The organism is Brenneria tiliae (assembly GCF_023347575.1).
In the GTDB taxonomy this organism is placed as follows: domain Bacteria; phylum Pseudomonadota; class Gammaproteobacteria; order Enterobacterales; family Enterobacteriaceae; genus Brenneria; species Brenneria corticis.
On sequence record NZ_JAKPCB010000095.1, the window covers coordinates 56,536 to 71,061 of the forward strand.

Annotated in this window: 14 protein-coding genes; 13 read left to right on the plus strand and 1 reads right to left on the minus strand. The window is 57.3% G+C overall.

Annotation, left to right across the window (positions count from 1 at the left end; all coding sequences use genetic code 11):
- Positions 1 to 185 precede the first annotated feature (185 nt).
- The 4 genes from MFP24_RS08900 to MFP24_RS08915 all read left to right on the plus strand — a co-directional run bounded on the left by MFP24_RS08900 (position 186) and on the right by MFP24_RS08915 (position 3,507).
- Positions 186 to 1,085, plus strand: a complete 900-nt coding sequence (locus MFP24_RS08900) for an amino acid ABC transporter substrate-binding protein (RefSeq protein WP_249230140.1) — start codon at positions 186 to 188, stop codon at positions 1,083 to 1,085.
- Positions 1,086 to 1,363: 278 nt separating this feature from the next.
- Positions 1,364 to 2,104 (plus strand): amino acid ABC transporter permease, encoded by a 741-nt coding sequence (locus MFP24_RS08905; protein WP_009113809.1) that lies wholly within the window; start codon positions 1,364 to 1,366, stop codon positions 2,102 to 2,104.
- Positions 2,105 to 2,107: 3 nt separating this feature from the next.
- Positions 2,108 to 2,782, plus strand: a complete 675-nt coding sequence (gene gltK, locus MFP24_RS08910) for a glutamate/aspartate ABC transporter permease GltK (protein ID WP_249230139.1) — start codon at positions 2,108 to 2,110, stop codon at positions 2,780 to 2,782.
- A complete protein-coding gene (locus tag MFP24_RS08915) occupies positions 2,782 to 3,507 on the plus strand; it encodes an amino acid ABC transporter ATP-binding protein (protein WP_009113811.1) in 726 nt (241 codons plus the stop codon). The genes gltK and MFP24_RS08915 overlap by 1 nt, the downstream gene beginning before the upstream one ends.
- 44 nt (positions 3,508 to 3,551) lie before the next feature.
- Here the strand turns inward: MFP24_RS08915 and MFP24_RS08920 are convergent, their stop codons facing one another.
- Positions 3,552 to 4,034: a zinc ribbon-containing protein gene (locus MFP24_RS08920; protein WP_249230138.1), complete on the minus strand. Its 483-nt coding sequence runs from the start codon at positions 4,032 to 4,034 to the stop codon at positions 3,552 to 3,554.
- Between the two features lie 332 nt (positions 4,035 to 4,366).
- Between MFP24_RS08920 and leuS the strand changes: the two genes are divergently transcribed.
- The 9 genes from leuS (at position 4,367) to rlpA (ending at position 14,334) form a co-directional block, all read left to right on the plus strand.
- Positions 4,367 to 6,949 carry a leucine--tRNA ligase gene (gene leuS / locus MFP24_RS08925; protein ID WP_249230137.1) on the plus strand — a complete coding sequence of 861 codons (2,583 nt, stop codon included), beginning with the start codon at positions 4,367 to 4,369 and terminating at the stop codon, positions 6,947 to 6,949.
- Between the two features lie 14 nt (positions 6,950 to 6,963).
- On the plus strand, positions 6,964 to 7,521 hold the full coding sequence (lptE, locus tag MFP24_RS08930; RefSeq protein ID WP_249230136.1) for an LPS assembly lipoprotein LptE: 558 nt from the start codon (positions 6,964 to 6,966) through the stop codon (positions 7,519 to 7,521).
- Positions 7,518 to 8,552 (plus strand): DNA polymerase III subunit delta, encoded by a 1,035-nt coding sequence (holA, locus tag MFP24_RS08935; protein ID WP_249230135.1) that lies wholly within the window; start codon positions 7,518 to 7,520, stop codon positions 8,550 to 8,552. Before lptE ends, holA begins: the two co-directional genes overlap by 4 nt.
- Complete coding sequence (gene nadD, locus MFP24_RS08940; RefSeq protein WP_249230134.1) at positions 8,542 to 9,231, plus strand: nicotinate-nucleotide adenylyltransferase; 690 nt, start codon at positions 8,542 to 8,544, stop codon at positions 9,229 to 9,231. The genes holA and nadD overlap by 11 nt, the downstream gene beginning before the upstream one ends.
- Positions 9,232 to 9,407: 176 nt before the next feature.
- Positions 9,408 to 9,725: a ribosome silencing factor gene (gene rsfS / locus MFP24_RS08945; protein ID WP_249230133.1), complete on the plus strand. Its 318-nt coding sequence runs from the start codon at positions 9,408 to 9,410 to the stop codon at positions 9,723 to 9,725.
- A gap of 1 nt (position 9,726) precedes the next feature.
- The gene (gene rlmH, locus MFP24_RS08950) at positions 9,727 to 10,197 is read left to right on the plus strand and encodes a 23S rRNA (pseudouridine(1915)-N(3))-methyltransferase RlmH (RefSeq protein ID WP_249230132.1); all 471 of its coding nucleotides are present in this window, start codon (positions 9,727 to 9,729) and stop codon (positions 10,195 to 10,197) included.
- Between the two features lie 35 nt (positions 10,198 to 10,232).
- A complete protein-coding gene (gene mrdA / locus MFP24_RS08955) occupies positions 10,233 to 12,137 on the plus strand; it encodes a peptidoglycan DD-transpeptidase MrdA (protein ID WP_249230131.1) in 1,905 nt (634 codons plus the stop codon).
- Between the two features lie 9 nt (positions 12,138 to 12,146).
- Positions 12,147 to 13,259 carry a peptidoglycan glycosyltransferase MrdB gene (gene mrdB, locus MFP24_RS08960; protein WP_249230130.1) on the plus strand — a complete coding sequence of 371 codons (1,113 nt, stop codon included), beginning with the start codon at positions 12,147 to 12,149 and terminating at the stop codon, positions 13,257 to 13,259.
- Between the two features lie 13 nt (positions 13,260 to 13,272).
- Positions 13,273 to 14,334: an endolytic peptidoglycan transglycosylase RlpA gene (gene rlpA / locus MFP24_RS08965; protein WP_249230129.1), complete on the plus strand. Its 1,062-nt coding sequence runs from the start codon at positions 13,273 to 13,275 to the stop codon at positions 14,332 to 14,334.
- Positions 14,335 to 14,526 lie beyond the last annotated feature (192 nt).

Genomic DNA, 14,526 nt, shown 5'->3' on the forward strand with positions numbered 1-14,526 from the left:
ATTTTTTAACAGTATACGTCGTTACTTCGCTCTTTAGCGGTGCATGATTTTTGTACCGCAGAGCGGAACGTCATCACTGATTTAGCGGCACTGCGCTAGATCGACAACAACAAGATCGACCATGACAGATCCGCAGCTATAGATCTGCAACTACAGCGCCATCACTACAGCAAAGGAGTTAGAACATGCAAATGCGTAAACTGGCACTATCACTGCTTCTGCTTGGTACTACAGCCAGTCTGGCGGCTCAGGCCGAAGAATTGGCGGGTACGCTGAAAAAAGTAAAAGATAATGGCGTTATCGTTATCGGCCATCGCGAGTCATCCGTTCCTTTTTCTTACTACGATAACCAGCAAAAAGTTGTCGGCTATTCTCAGGCCTACGCCGATAAAATCGTCGAAGCCGTCAAGCAGAAGATAGATGCGCCTAATCTGCAGGTTAAATTGTTGCCCATCACCTCGCAAAACCGTATTCCGCTCTTGCAGAACGGCACCTTCGATCTGGAATGCGGCTCGACGACCAACAACCTTGAACGCCAGAAACAGGCCGCTTTCTCCAATACGATTTTCGTTGTCGGCACCCGTTTGTTGACCAAAAAAGATTCCGGCATCAAAGATTTCCCGGATCTGGCGGGTAAAACCGTGGTGGTGACCTCCGGCACCACGTCCGAGATTCTGCTCAATAAGCTGAACGAAGAGAAACAGCTGAAATTGCGCATCATCAGCGCCAAAGACCACGGCGACTCTTTCCGTACGCTGGAAAGCGGCCGCGCGGTGGCCTTTATGATGGATGACGCCTTGCTGGCCGGCGAACGCGCCAAAGCCAAAAATGCGGATCAGTGGGATATCGTCGGCACCGCGCAATCGGAAGAAGCCTACGGCTGTATGCTGCGTAAGGACGATCCGCAATTCAAAAAACTGGTTGATGACACCATCGCTGAAGTACAGACCTCCGGCGAAGCCGAAAAATGGTTTGATCGCTGGTTCAAACAACCGATCCCGCCAAGAGATCTCAATCTGAGCTTCGAGCTTTCCGACGAAATGAAAGCCCTGTTCAAGGCGCCGAATGATAAGGCTTTAAACTAATTAATAATGAAAAGTTACTCTAAATAATTCGAGTTGCAGGAAGGCGGCAAGTGAAGGAATCCCGATGAGCTTACTCAAGTAAGTGATTCGGGTGACTGAGCGCAGCCAACGCATCTGCAACTTGAAGTATGACGAGTATAAGGGCAGAAATACCTGCCCTATGATTGCTGATTAACGGCAGGACAGATAGGCATGCGGTGGTCGTTCCCCACCGCATGTTCATTGCCGCTCATCAATCTTCAGGGTAGCCTCGCTACCTTTTTTTACCGGAGTTTGTTATGTCAATAGATTGGAACTGGGGCATATTTCTGCAAGCGGCCCCTTTCGGTAATACCACCTATCTCGGGTGGATATTGTCCGGCCTGCAAGTGACGATCGCATTATCCATATGCGCTTGGCTCATCGCATTTTTCCTTGGATCCCTGTTTGGTATTTTACGTACCGTCCCTAATCGCTTTCTGGCGGGAATTGGTACTTGCTACGTTGAATTATTCCGCAACGTACCGCTGATCGTGCAATTTTTTACCTGGTATCTGGTGGTGCCGGAACTGTTGCCGGTCGATATCGGTATGTGGTTTAAAGCCGAGCTCGATCCCAATATCCAGTTCTTCGTGTCTTCAATGGTATGTCTGGGGTTATTTACCGCGGCCCGGGTATGCGAACAGGTGCGGGCCGGCATCCAGTCGTTGCCGCGCGGCCAGCAGGCCGCGGGGCTGGCGATGGGACTCACGCTGCCGCAGACCTATCGCTACGTGTTATTGCCCAACGCCTATCGCGTTATCGTTCCGCCGTTAACCTCGGAAATGCTTAACCTGGTCAAAAACTCCGCCATCGCCTCTACCATCGGGCTGGTGGATATGGCGGCGCAGGCCGGCAAACTGCTGGATTACTCCGCTCATGCCTATGAGTCTTTCACCGCGATCACGCTGGCCTATGTCGGTATTAACGCCATCATTATGCTGATCATGCAGGTGGTAGAGCAGAAAACCCGTTTGCCGGGCAATATGGGGAGCAAATAAGCCATGTATGAATTTGACTGGAGTTCAATCGGGCCGAGTCTGCCCTACCTGCTGCAGGGCATGGCGGTAACGCTTAAAATCACCATTACCGCGGTGATTGTCGGTATTATCTGGGGAACGATTCTGGCGGTTATGCGCCTCTCCCCGATAAAACCCATCAGTTGGTTCGCCAAGCTGTACGTGAACGTATTCCGCTCCGTGCCCTTGGTGATGGTGCTGCTGTGGTTCTATCTGGTGGTGCCCAGCTTATTGCAAAATGTGCTCGGCCTTTCGCCGAAAACCGATATTCGCCTGATTTCGGCTATGGTAGCCTTCTCCCTGTTCGAGGCGGCCTATTATTCTGAAATTATCCGCGCCGGCATACTCAGCGTGGCACGCGGGCAGGCATCGGCCGCATTGGCGCTGGGCATGACGAACTGGCAGTCGATGAAACTGGTGGTCCTGCCGCAGGCGTTCCGCGCCATGGTTCCCCTGCTGCTGACGCAGGGTATCGTCCTGTTTCAGGATACGTCGCTGGTTTATGTACTCAGTCTGGCTGATTTCTTCCGCACCGCCTCCTCCATCGGAGAACGCGACGGAACCCAGGTTGAAATGATCCTGTTTGCCGGATTTATCTATTTTATCATCAGCATTAGCGCATCAATGCTGGTCAGTTACCTGAAAAAAAGGACGGTTTGATGATTTTCCTGAAAAATGTTTCTAAATGGTATGGCCAATTTCAGGTGCTAACCGACTGCTCCACGGAAGTGAAAAAAGGTGAAGTAGTCGTGGTTTGCGGCCCTTCAGGCTCCGGTAAATCGACCTTAATTAAAACCGTTAACGGCCTGGAACCGATCCAGAAAGGCGAAATCGAAGTCAACGGCATTATCGTTAACGATAAAAAAACCAATCTGGCCCAGCTGCGTTCAAAAGTCGGCATGGTATTCCAGCATTTTGAACTGTTTCCGCATCTGTCGATCATCGAAAACCTGACGCTGGCGCAGGTAAAAGTGCTGAAACGGGATCGTCAGGAAGCGAAGGTAAAAGCGCAAAAGCTGCTGGAGCGCGTCGGTCTGTCGGTACAGGCCAATAAATACCCCGGTCAGCTTTCCGGCGGCCAGCAGCAGCGCGTCGCCATCGCCCGCGCGCTCTGTATGGACCCCATCGCCATGCTGTTCGATGAACCCACCTCGGCGCTCGATCCGGAGATGATCAACGAAGTCCTGGACGTGATGGTGGAGCTGGCGCAGGAAGGGATGACCATGATGGTGGTGACCCATGAAATGGGCTTTGCCCGCAAGGTGGCGCACCGGGTCATTTTTATGGATGAAGGGAAAATTATTGAAGATACCCCGAAAGACGATTTCTTCAATAATCCGCAGTCCGATCGCGCCAAAGACTTTCTGGCCAAGATCCTGCACTGATGTACGGCAAGCGTGCCTGCGGGCACGCTTGTTTCATCAACCCCCTATGGCTGGAACGGCTGGCGGTGGAACTGGTCGTGCGAGCATTTGGGGCAAAGCGGCAAAATTTCCGGCGTATAAAAGGCGATATGGTGATGGCAGTTTTCGCACACCAGATCGCCTAATCCCACCACCTCGCCGCTGTGATAAACCCCGTGACGGCTGACGTCCTTAAAGATTTCCCGCCACTCCAGCTGGGTTTTATCGGTGATATCCGCCAGTTCCTGCCACAGGCTCTCCTTGATAACCCGCATAAAGACGCCATCGGTAAATTCATCCTTGCTCTCGCCGTAGCTGCGGGCGAACTCCTCCAGGTCGCGCCGTACGGCCTGAATCACCTGCTCGATCTCTTTTTGCGTCAGCTCCGAGCTTTCCTGCAACGTCTGCCGCGCCCTCTGCACCAGAGCGTCAATATCCCGTTCGCCATTGTTCAGCCGGGCCGTCACCAAAGCCATTAACTCGCGGTAGTAGCGGGCTACTTTACTCATGCTTCCTCCTGCCTATGCCGGTTGAAATGCGATGCGCACTGCTTTTTCGGTGTCTGACTGCATCCGACGGCTCGGACAGCTTTCCCGCGCCTTACAATCCATTGGTTATATCTCCCTCTATTTTAGACCATTTTTCCCCCGCTACCGGGATGGACGCCATATTTGAGTAATTTTCATCCGTTTGCGCCCCAGGGATCAGAAATATTCCTCCGTCGGGAACAGGGTGTTGTTGCCTTACTCGCTTATCAGCTATGCTATGCGGATCTTTTGTTATGAATCGGAGCACGCTACCGGCGTCGCTCTTCTTTGACTTAATAGGACCCCTGGCAGCCATGCAAGAGCAATACCGCCCAGAAGAGATAGAAGCGCACGTCCAGCTTCACTGGCAAGAAAAGCAGACATTCAAAGTGACCGAAGAACCTGGCAAGGAAAAGTATTACTGCCTTTCCATGCTGCCCTACCCTTCTGGCCGTCTACATATGGGACACGTGCGTAATTACACCATCGGCGACGTGATCTCCCGCTATCAGCGCATGCTGGGGAAAAACGTGCTGCAACCGATCGGCTGGGATGCGTTCGGTCTGCCCGCCGAAGGCGCGGCGGTTAAAAACAACACCGCCCCCGCCCCCTGGACTTACGCCAATATCGAATATATGAAAAACCAGTTGAAGCTGCTGGGCTTCGGCTATGACTGGGATCGCGAAGTCGCCACCTGTAAACCCGACTACTATCGCTGGGAACAGTGGTTCTTCACCAAACTGTATGAAAATGGCCTGGTTTACAAAAAAACCTCCGCGGTGAACTGGTGTCCGAACGATCAGACCGTGCTGGCCAACGAACAGGTTATCGACGGCTGCTGCTGGCGCTGCGACAGCAAAGTCGAGCGCAAGGAAATTCCGCAGTGGTTTATCAAAATCACCGCCTATGCCGATCAACTGCTCAACGATCTGGATACGCTGGAAAGCTGGCCCGAACAGGTCAAAACCATGCAGCGCAACTGGATTGGCCGTTCCGAAGGGGTTGAAATCACCTTTGACCTGGCCGACAGCCAGGAGAAACTGAGCGTCTATACCACCCGCCCCGATACCTTTATGGGCGTGACCTACGTCGCCGTCGCCGCCGGCCACCCGCTGGCGCAGCAGGCCGCCGCCAATAACCCGGCGCTGGCCGACTTTATCGAAGAATGCCGCAATACCAAAGTGGCCGAAGCCGATATGGCCACCATGGAGAAGAAGGGCATGGCCACCGGCCTATATGCCATTCATCCGCTGAACGGCGAAAAGGTGGCGATCTGGGCGGCGAATTTCGTGCTGATGGATTACGGCACCGGCGCCGTGATGGCGGTACCGGGACACGATCAGCGCGACTGGGAGTTCGCCAGCAAGTACGGCCTGACCATCAAACCGGTGATCCTCAACGGCGACGGCAGCGAACCCGACCTGTCGGCGCAGGCGATGACCGAAAAAGGCCGTCTGTTCAACTCCGGCGAGTTCGACGGCATGGATTTTGAAACCGCCTTCAACGCCATTGCCGACAAGCTGGTGGCGCTGGGCATCGGCGAGCGTAAGGTCAACTACCGCCTGCGCGACTGGGGCGTTTCCCGTCAGCGCTACTGGGGCGCGCCCATTCCCATGATTACGCTGGAAGACGGCACCGTTATTCCGACGCCGGAAGATCAGCTGCCGGTGGTGCTGCCGGAAGACGTGGTGATGGACGGCATCACCAGCCCGCTGAAGGCCAACCCCGAGTGGGCGAAAACCACGGTGAACGGCCGGCCGGCGCTGCGTGAAACCGATACCTTCGACACCTTTATGGAGTCGTCCTGGTACTACGCGCGCTACACCTGCCCGCAGTACGACAAGGGCATGCTGGACCCCGCCGCCGCCAACTACTGGCTGCCGGTGGATCAGTATGTCGGCGGCATCGAACACGCCATCATGCACCTGATGTACTTCCGCTTCTTCCACAAGCTGCTGCGCGACGCCGGCCTGGTCAACTCCGACGAGCCTGCCAAACGCCTGCTGTGCCAGGGCATGGTGCTGGCGGACGCCTTCTATTACCTCGGCGATAACGGCGAGCGCATCTGGGTTTCCCCGGCGGACGTCACCGTCGAGCGCGATGAGAAAGGCCGCATCGTCAAGGCTATCGACAACGCAGGCCGCGAGGTTGTCTATGCGGGCATGAGTAAAATGTCGAAGTCCAAGAACAACGGCATCGACCCGCAGGTGATGGTTGAAAAATATGGCGCGGATACCGTCCGGCTGTTTATGATGTTCGCCTCCCCGGCGGAAATGACGCTGGAATGGCAGGAGTCCGGGGTTGAGGGGGCGAACCGCTTCCTGAAGCGCGTCTGGAAACAGGCCTTCGACCATACGGCGAAAGGCCCGGTTGCGGCGCTGGACGTGGCGTCCCTGACGGAAGATCAGAAAGCGCTGCGTCGCGATCTGCATAAAACCATCGCCAAGGTGACCGATGATATCGGCCGTCGCCAGACCTTTAACACCGCCATCGCCGCCATCATGGAGCTGATGAACAAACTGGCCAAGGCGCCGCAGGAAAGCGCGCAGGATCGCGCCCTGACGCAGGAAACCCTGCTGGCGGTGGTGCGTATGCTTTATCCGTTCACCCCGCACGTTTGCTTTATACTGTGGCAGGCATTGCAGGGCGAAGGCGATATCGATACCGCGCCGTGGCCGGTCGCCGATGAAAGCGCCATGGTGGAAGACTCCAAACTGGTGGTGATTCAGGTTAACGGCAAGGTACGCGGTAAAATCACCGTCGCCGCCGATGCCGATCAGGATCAAGTGCGCGAGCGCGCCGCCCAGGAACCTCTGGTGGCGAAATACCTGGACGGCGTCACTGTGCGTAAAGTGATTTATGTCCCTGGCAAACTGCTTAACCTGGTTGTGGGTTAAGGCAAGGAGGATCTGTGCGACATCGTCTATTCACGTTGTTGCTGGGGCTGGCGGTGTTACTCACCGCCGGCTGCGGTTATCATCTGCGCGGCACCACACAGGTGCCTGAGCAGCTACAGAAGCTGGTGCTGGACAGCAGCGACCCTTACGGCCCGCTAACCCGCGCGGTGCGCGAGCAGCTGCGTCTCAGCGACGTGGAAATCGTTGATGACGCCGCCCGGCAGGATATTCCGTCATTGCGGCTGCTGAACACATCGGAAACGAAAGATACCGTCTCGATTTTCCAGGACGGGAAAACCGCCGAATACCAAATGGTATTGACGCTCAGGGCGCAGGTGCTGATGCCGGATGATGATATCTATCCGCTCAGCGTGACGGTATTCCGCACCTTCTTCGATAACCCGTTAACCGCGCTGGCGAAAGACGCCGAGCAGGATATTATCCGCCAGGAAATGCGCGAGCAGGCGGCGCAGCAACTGGTGCGTAAACTGCTTACCGTCAACGGCAAAGAGGCCGCCGAGCGGCAGCAGAGCGCCGCGGCCGTCGTTACTCCGCCGTCCGCGCGTCCATGATACGGCTTTACCCGGAACAGCTCGCCGCGCAGCTCCATGAGGGGCTGCGCGCCTGTTATCTGATCTGCGGTAACGACCCCCTGCTGCTGCAGGAAAGCCTGGACGCTGTTCGCCATGCGGCTCAGCAGCAGTCATTCAGCGAACACTTCAGCTTCACGCTGGATGTTCACACCGACTGGGATGCGATCTTCGGCACCTGTCAGGCGCTTAGCCTGTTCGCCACCCGCCAGACCCTATTGCTGATACTGCCTGAAAACGGCCCGAATGCGGCGATGGCAGAAAATCTGGTCAAGCTTTCCGGTTTACTGCATCCCGATATTTTACTGATGCTGCGCGGCAACAAGCTGAGCAAGGCGCAGGAAAACAGCGCCTGGTTCAAGGCGCTGCCGCAGGACGGCGCCTATGTGAACTGCCTGACCCCGGAGCAGGCGCAGCTGCCGCGCTGGGTGGCCAACCGCGCCAAAGCGATGAAACTGACGCTGGACGAACCGGCGGGCCAGCTTATCTGCTACTGCTATGAGGGCAACCTGCTGGCCTTAACCCAGGCGCTGGAACGGCTGGCGCTGCTTTACCCCGACGGCAAGCTCACCCTGCCCCGGGTTGAGCAGGCGGTCAGCGACGCCGCGCACTTTACCCCGTTTCACTGGCTGGACGCCTTACTGGCGGGCAAAAGCAAACGCGCCTGGCATATTCTGCACCAGCTCAGGCAGGAAGATTGCGAACCCATTATTCTACTGCGCACCCTACAGCGCGAACTGCTGTTGCTGCTGACGCTGAAGCGGAAAATGGCCAACGCGCCGTTGCGTACGCTCTTCGATCAGCATAAAGTCTGGCAAAACCGCCGCGACCTGTTAACCCAGGCGCTGCAACGGTTAACCATGACGCAGTTGCACCAGGCCATCAGCCTGCTGGCGAAGCTGGAAATTACCCTGAAACAGAACTATGGTCAGTCAGTCTGGTCGGAGCTGGAGACGCTCGCCATGATATTGTGCGGTAAAAACCTGCCAGAGAGCCTGTTAGATGTTGAGTAGTTCGACCACGCCGACCGATGCCATCCCCCCCGCCGGCCCCGCGTCGCTGACCGCGTTTTTCGGCGGGACCTTTGATCCCATCCATTACGGGCACCTGCGGCCCGTTAGCGCGCTGGCGAAAATCGTCGGATTAAAGCGCATCGTTTTACTGCCGAACAATGTTCCGCCCCATCGGCCGCAGCCCGAAGCCAGCCCGCAACAGCGGCTGCGGATGGCGCAACTGGCGATTGAAGGCCAGCCCCTGTTCACCGTGGACGACCGGGAGCTACGGCGCCGGCAACCGTCGTATACCATCGATACGCTGGAAGCGCTGCGCGCCGAAAAGGGCGGCGCCGCGCCGCTGGCGTTTATTATCGGCCAGGATTCGCTGCAGACGCTGCACCAATGGCACCGCTGGCAAGATATTCTCGGCGTCTGTCACCTGCTGGTTTGCGCCCGTCCGGGCTACGGCTCCGCCCTTTCCACCCCGGCGTTACAAAAGTGGCTGGACGCCCACCTGACGCGGGACGCCCGCGCCCTGCATCAACGGCCCCAGGGGCTGATCTTCTTAGCCGATACCCCGCAGGTGACCATTTCAGCAACGGATATACGCCAACGGCGGCAACAGGGCCTCGACTGCGATGATTTGCTGCCCGCGGCGGTGCTGCGCTATATCGACGAGCGCGGGCTATACCGCTAGCCACAGCTTTATACCACTCATCACAAGCGCGTGATATACTCCGCCGCTGGTTTCAATTACCGGAAAAACCGTTAATATCTGCAATTAGGCGGCGAAAAACGGCCTTTCTACATCTTTAGCGTTTAGCGCAATTAGCGCCCATCAACCGCTGATGGAAACTACCGAGGGGGGAACCTTTGCAAGGCCAAATACTCCAAGATTTCGTTATTGACAAGATAGACGATTTAAAAGGTCAGGATATCGTTGCGCTGAACGTGCAGGGTAAATCCAGCATCACCGACTATATGATTATCTGTACCGGCACCTCCACCCGCCACGTCGCCTCTATCGCCGACCATGTGGTACAGGCGTCGCGCGCCGCCGGACTGATTCCATTCGGCGTGGAAGGCGAAAACGTCGCCGACTGGGTGGTGGTCGATCTGGGCGAGGTGATGGTCCATGTAATGCAGGAAGAGAGCCGCCAGCTATACGAACTGGAAAAGCTTTGGGGCTAGCATGAGACTGCAACTGGTCGCCGTAGGCACCAAAATGCCTGACTGGGTGCAGACGGGCTTCACCGATTATCTGCGCCGCTTTCCCAAGGATATGCCATTCGAGCTGACGGAAATCCCCGCCGGCAAGCGGGGCAAGAACGCGGATATCAAACGCATTCTTGAACGTGAAGGCGAACAGATGCTGGCGGCCGTGGGAAAAGGCAACCGGATCGTTACGCTGGATATTCCCGGCACGCGGTGGGAAACGCCGCAGCTGGCGCAGCAGCTGGAACGCTGGAAACAGGACGGACGCGACGTCAGCCTGCTGATCGGCGGCCCGGAAGGCCTGGCGCCGGAGTGCAAAGCCGCGGCGGAACAGAGCTGGTCGCTCTCGCCTTTGACGCTGCCTCATCCGCTGGTGCGCGTGCTGGTGGCGGAAAGCCTGTACCGCGCCTGGAGCATTACCACTAATCATCCTTACCATCGGGAGTAAGCCGATACGATGAAACACGTGAAATAAATCGCTGGATGAAAATAGAACGCAAACCCTTCCGTGATTATACGGCCGAGTCCGCCCTGTTCGTGCGTCGCGCCTTAGTGGCGTTTTTGGGCATTTTGCTGCTTTCCGGCGTGTTGATCGGCAATCTCTATCATCTGCAAATTTTACGCTACGATGACTATCGCACCCGTTCCAATGAAAACCGTATCAAACTGGTGCCCATCGCCCCCAGCCGCGGCATTATCTACGACCGCAACGGTATCCCGCTGGCGCTGAACCGGACGATCTATCAGCTGGAACTGGTGCCGGAAAAAGTGGATAACCTGCAGGAAACGCTGACGGCGCTGAAACCCATTATCGATCTGACCGATGACGATCTGGAAAGCTTTGAAAAAGAGCGCAAGCGCTCGCGCCGCTTTACTTCTATTCCGGTCAAAACCGGTCTGGACGATACCCAGGTCGCCCGCTTCGCCGTTAACCAATACCGTTTCCCCGGCGTGGAGGTCAAAGGCTATCAGCGGCGCTATTACCCTTACGGCTCCGCGCTGACCCACGTTATCGGCTATGTGTCGAAAATTAACGATAAAGATATCGAACGGCTGAACAAAGAAGAGAAAATCGCCGATTACGCCGCCACCCATGATATCGGCAAACTGGGGATCGAACGCCATTATGAGGATTTGCTGCACGGCAAACCCGGCTATGAAGAAGTCGAGGTCAATAACCGCGGGCGGGTGATTCGCCAGCTCCATGAGCAGCCGCCGCAGGCGGGAAGAGATATTTATCTGACGCTCGACCTGAACCTGCAGATTTATATCGAAAAACTGCTGGAAGGCAGCCGCGCGGCGGTGATCGTCACCGCCCCGCGCGACGGCGGCATTCTGGCGCTGGTCTCCACCCCCAGCTACGACCCCAACCTGTTCGTCGACGGCATCTCCAGCAAAGAGTATAACCGGCTGCGCAATGACGCCAACCGCCCGCTGATCAATCGGGCGACCCAGGGGATTTATCCTCCGGCCTCGACGGTCAAACCCTATATCGCCGTGTCGGCCCTCACCGCCGGCGTCATCACCACCAACACCACCCTGTTCGATCCGGGGTGGTGGCAATTGCCGGGCTCGGAGAAGCGTTTTCGCGACTGGAAAAAATGGGGCCACGGCCGTCTTAATCTGACCAAGGCGCTGGAAGAGTCGGCGGATACCTTTTTCTATCAGGTCGCCTACGACATGGGTATCGATCGTTTATCCGAATGGATGAGCAAATTCGGTTACGGCGAGAAGAGCGGCATCGATATCTCCGAAGAGAGCGCCGGCAATATGCCGACGCGCGAATGGAAACTCAAGCGCTTCAAGAAACCCTGGTATCAGGGCGACACCATTCCGGTCGGCATCGGGCAAGGCTATTGGACGGCAACGCCGATTCAGATGAACAAGTCGCTGGTCACCCTGATTAACGACGGGCAGGTAAAGACGCCCCATCTGCTCCATAGCACCAGAGAGAACGGGACCATTATTCCGTACCGTCAAACGGAGCATCAGCAAATCGGCGATATTCATTCCGGCTTCTGGGAAATCGCCAAAGACGGCATGTACGGCGTGGCCAACCGCCCGAACGGCACCGCCCATAAAAGCTTTGACGATGCGCCTTACAAGATTGCGGCCAAATCCGGCACCGCGCAGGTGTACGGTCTGAAAGAGAATGAAACCTACAACGCCCACAAGATCGCCGAACACCTGCGCGACCATAAGCTGATGGTGGCTTTCGCGCCCTACGGCAGTCCCAAGGTGGCGATGTCGATCATCCTGGAAAACGGCGGCGCAGGCCCGACGGTCGGCACCATCACCCGGCAGATCCTTGACCACATCATGTTGGGCGATAACAATACAGAATTACCGAGCGCGCCTCCGGCGCCCCCCGGCATCGAAAGCGAGTGACAGACATTCATGACGGATAGCCAACAAAAAGGCTCGATCTGGACCAAGATCCATATCGACTTTCCTTTCCTTCTCTGCATCCTGGCCTTGCTGGGCTATAGCCTATTGGTGATGTGGAGCGCCAGCGGGCAGGATATCGCCATGATGGAGCGCAAAATCGTGCAGATCGTGCTGGGGCTGATCGTCATGGTGATTATGGCGCAAATCCCGCCGCGGGTTTACGAGGGCTGGGCGCCTTACCTGTACATCGTCTGCGTTATCCTGTTGATGCTGGTGGATATTTTCGGCCAGATCAGTAAAGGCGCCCAGCGCTGGCTGGACCTGGGATTTGTGCGCTTCCAGCCCTCCGAAATCGCCAAAATCGCCGTTCCGCTGATGGTGGCCCGTTTTATCAACCGTGATATGTGTCCGCCCTCGCTCAAAAATACCGCCATCGCGCTGGTGATTATTTTTACCCCGACGCTGCTGGTCGCGGCGCAGCCGGACCTGGGCACCTCCATCCTTATCGCCGCCTCCGGGCTGTTTGTGCTGTTCCTCGCCGGAATGAGTTGGCGGCTGATCGGCATCGCGGTACTGTTGCTGGCCGCCTTTATCCCCATTCTGTGGTTCTTTCTGATGCACGACTATCAGCAGGCGCGGGTGATGATGCTGCTCGATCCGGAGAGCGATCCGCTGGGGGCGGGCTATCATATTATTCAGTCGAAAATCGCCATCGGTTCCGGCGGCCTTTCCGGCAAAGGCTGGTTGCACGGCACGCAATCTCAGCTAGAGTTTCTACCGGAGCGTCATACCGACTTTATCTTCGCGGTGCTGGCGGAAGAGCTGGGATTAATCGGCGTGCTGGTGCTGCTGGCGATGTATCTGTTTTTGATTATGCGCGGCCTGGTCATCGCCGCCAACGCGCAGACGTCATTCGGGCGGGTGATGGTCGGCGGGCTGATGCTGATTCTGTTCGTCTACGTTTTCGTTAATATCGGGATGGTCAGCGGTATCCTGCCGGTCGTCGGCGTGCCGCTGCCGCTGGTCAGCTACGGCGGCTCGGCCCTTATCGTCCTGATGGCGGGATTCGGTATCGTTATGTCGATACATACTCACCGCAAGATGCTATCCAAAAACTTATAAACCGAGGTGAGCAATGCGTAAGGATTGGCTTTGGATCGGCGCCGTTAGCCTGGCGCTTTCAGCCTGTACCGTCACGGAACAGCAGCCTGCGCCGCCCGCGGAGAGCGTATATAGCGGCCCGGTCGATGAGATTGGCGGGGTCGAGCCGCGCTATGAACCCTATAATCAGGGCACGCTGCAAGACTACACCGTCAAGGGCAAGACCTACAGGGTGATAAAAAACCCGCAAAACTTCAGTGAAACCGGCCTGGCGACCTGGTACGGCGAGGAGGCCAGCGGCAACCAGACCGCCATTGGCGAAGTCTTCGATCCCAATGGCTTGACCGCCGCGCACCCGACGCTGCCGCTGCCCAGCTACGTTCGCGTCACCAACCTCAGCAACGGCCGCCGTCTGGTGGTCAGAGTGAACGACCGCGGCCCCTACACGCCGGGCAGGATCATCGATCTGTCCAAAGCCGCCGGCGACAGGTTAAACATCTCCAACAATACCAGGGTCAAGGTCGACTTCATCAACGTCGCGCCGGACGGCACCCTTTCCGGCCCCGGCACCATCGGCACCAGCGTCGCCAAACAGAGTTTCGCCCTGCCCGATCGCCCCAGCCTCGGCGCCGGCGCGCTCGACACGCCAACGGCGGCAGGCGCCGACACGCCGACTGCGCAGCCCGCCATCGGCAATAATTCGGCCAGCACGCCGGCCGATAACGCCGCACCGCAGGGCGGCGCCTCATCGGGCGGCGGTTTCCTCGGCGCGCCTTCCGCGCTGCCGGCCGGGGTGATCGAAACCGCGCCGGCGGCCGGCGCGGCATCTCCCGCGGCGGCCAGCGCCGCCCCAACGGCGGACGGGCGCTACGTGGTTCAGGTCGGCGCGCTGAGCGATCGGCAGCGGGCGCAGGAGTGGTTACGCACTCTGCGCGAGCGCTTTCACGTAGCCGGCGATGTCGCCAGCAGCGGCGGGCTGTACCGCGTCCAGCTGGGGCCGTTCCAGAATCGTCAGCAGGCGGCTGAACTTCAACAACGTTTGTCAGTCGAAGCTCAGCAGCAATCCTTTATTACTGCGGCGCCCGGCGCGCGCTAGCAAGGTGAGACGCCCCCGGTCGGGGGCGAGGGTTCAGGTGGCGGAATAACGGCGATTGGCAGCCATAAGCGACGGCGGATAAAGGGACGGGTGTGACATCAGCCACAGCGCCCTTTTGGCAAAATCGCGTAACCTAATGTCTGGTGCCTGCCTATTTCTCATCTGCTATAGTGTGGCTCGTTTTTTAACTTA

Coding starts and splice junctions, on each gene's coding strand:
- MFP24_RS08900 (WP_249230140.1), top strand. CDS start 186: ATGCAAATGCGTAAACTGGCACTATCACTGCTTCTGCTTGGTACTACA.
- holA (WP_249230135.1), top strand. CDS start 7,518: ATGATACGGCTTTACCCGGAACAGCTCGCCGCGCAGCTCCATGAGGGG.
- mrdA (WP_249230131.1), top strand. CDS start 10,233: ATGAAAATAGAACGCAAACCCTTCCGTGATTATACGGCCGAGTCCGCC.
- rlpA (WP_249230129.1), top strand. CDS start 13,273: ATGCGTAAGGATTGGCTTTGGATCGGCGCCGTTAGCCTGGCGCTTTCA.
- leuS (WP_249230137.1), top strand. CDS start 4,367: ATGCAAGAGCAATACCGCCCAGAAGAGATAGAAGCGCACGTCCAGCTT.
- MFP24_RS08905 (WP_009113809.1), top strand. CDS start 1,364: ATGTCAATAGATTGGAACTGGGGCATATTTCTGCAAGCGGCCCCTTTC.
- MFP24_RS08920 (WP_249230138.1), bottom strand. CDS start 4,034: ATGAGTAAAGTAGCCCGCTACTACCGCGAGTTAATGGCTTTGGTGACG.
- rlmH (WP_249230132.1), top strand. CDS start 9,727: ATGAGACTGCAACTGGTCGCCGTAGGCACCAAAATGCCTGACTGGGTG.
- MFP24_RS08915 (WP_009113811.1), top strand. CDS start 2,782: ATGATTTTCCTGAAAAATGTTTCTAAATGGTATGGCCAATTTCAGGTG.
- nadD (WP_249230134.1), top strand. CDS start 8,542: ATGTTGAGTAGTTCGACCACGCCGACCGATGCCATCCCCCCCGCCGGC.
- mrdB (WP_249230130.1), top strand. CDS start 12,147: ATGACGGATAGCCAACAAAAAGGCTCGATCTGGACCAAGATCCATATC.
- gltK (WP_249230139.1), top strand. CDS start 2,108: ATGTATGAATTTGACTGGAGTTCAATCGGGCCGAGTCTGCCCTACCTG.